Source organism: Nguyenibacter vanlangensis, assembly GCF_013376155.1.
Lineage (GTDB): Bacteria > Pseudomonadota > Alphaproteobacteria > Acetobacterales > Acetobacteraceae > Gluconacetobacter > Gluconacetobacter vanlangensis.
On record NZ_JABXXP010000794.1, the window covers coordinates 1 to 1209 of the forward strand.

The following is a 1209-nucleotide window of genomic DNA, read 5'->3' on the forward strand; positions in this document are numbered from 1 at the left end:
CGATACGCCGCCGACGGCGGGGCCGGCATGTCGGGGACGCGGTCGCCCAGCAGGCAACTGCGCGCGCCGCCCAGGCATTGCGGCGGCAGGTGCGAGGCGGTGGAGATATATTTGCGGCCCGCGCCCTCGGCCAGTGCTGCGCATTCGGCCAGGGTATGGCCGTTGCGGATCTGCGCCAGCTTGACCAGCATGGGCACGTTGACGCCGGCCAGAACCTCGACCCGGTCCGGTTCCATGGTCGAGATGGCGAGATTGGAGGGAGTGCTGCCGAACATGTCGGTCAGCAGCAGCACGCCGTCGCCGGTATCGACACCGGCGATCACCGATTGCAGGTCGGCGCGGCGCAGCACCGGATCGTCCCCCGGTTCGACATTCAGCGCGGCGAGCTGCGCCTGGGGCCCGACCACGTGTTCCATCGCGCGTTTCAAGGTTTCGCCGAGCGCGCCATGGGTGACCAGAACCATACCGATCATGAGGAATACTGCCCTTCCGCGGCGTCCGCCGCGTGCTCTTTCGGCCGGCTGGCCCAGCGCCAGCTGCTGCGGCCCTGCCGGGCCAGTTCGCGGTGCATGACGATGACGGACCAGGCGCCCGTCATGTCCGCCCCGCCATCCGCCATGTCGGACTCCACCGTGTCCGATTGCACATCGGACGGAGCGATCGCCTTGTCAATATGCGAGTCGTTGTGGGGGCGGGTCGCGAGGTGCGTGGCCAGGGCCTCGACCAGCGTGACCGAGCGGTGCCGGCCGCCGGAACAGCCGATTGCGATGGTGGCGTATTTCTTGCCCTCGCGCACGAAGCGGGGCAGCACCAGGTCCAGCATCGCGGCGATCTGGTCGAGGAAGCGCCGGTAGTCCGGATCGGCGGCGACATAGGCGGCCACGTCGGCTTCGAGCCCCGTCCGGACGGAGAGGTCGGGATCGTAGTAGGGATTGCGCAGGAAGCGCGCGTCGAACACCATGTCGGCTTCGCGCGGCAGGCCGGCCGGGAAGGCGAAGGACATCAGGGCGACGGTCAGCCCCTCGCCCACATGGCCGCGCCCGGGGCCGAAGCGCATTTCCACGACCTGGCGCAGTTCGGGCGGCGGCAGGTCGGAGGTGTCGATCACCATGTCGGCCGCCGCGCGCAGGCGCGCGGTCAGGTCGATTTCCGCCTGGATCCCTTCGGTGACGGTGCCGCGCATGGCCAGCGGGTGGCGGCGGCGGGTGG

2 protein-coding genes are annotated in these 1209 nt (G+C 69.9%); both read right to left on the reverse strand.

Annotation, left to right across the window (positions count from 1 at the left end):
* Positions 1-473: PTS sugar transporter subunit IIA (locus tag HUK84_RS19100; RefSeq protein ID WP_246285779.1), on the reverse strand; the 473-nt coding region annotated here is incomplete at its 3' end.
* Positions 470-1209 (reverse strand): RNase adapter RapZ (locus tag HUK84_RS19105; RefSeq protein ID WP_176641628.1); only part of this gene is annotated, 740 nt, incomplete at its 5' end. The genes HUK84_RS19100 and HUK84_RS19105, both read right to left, overlap by 4 nt.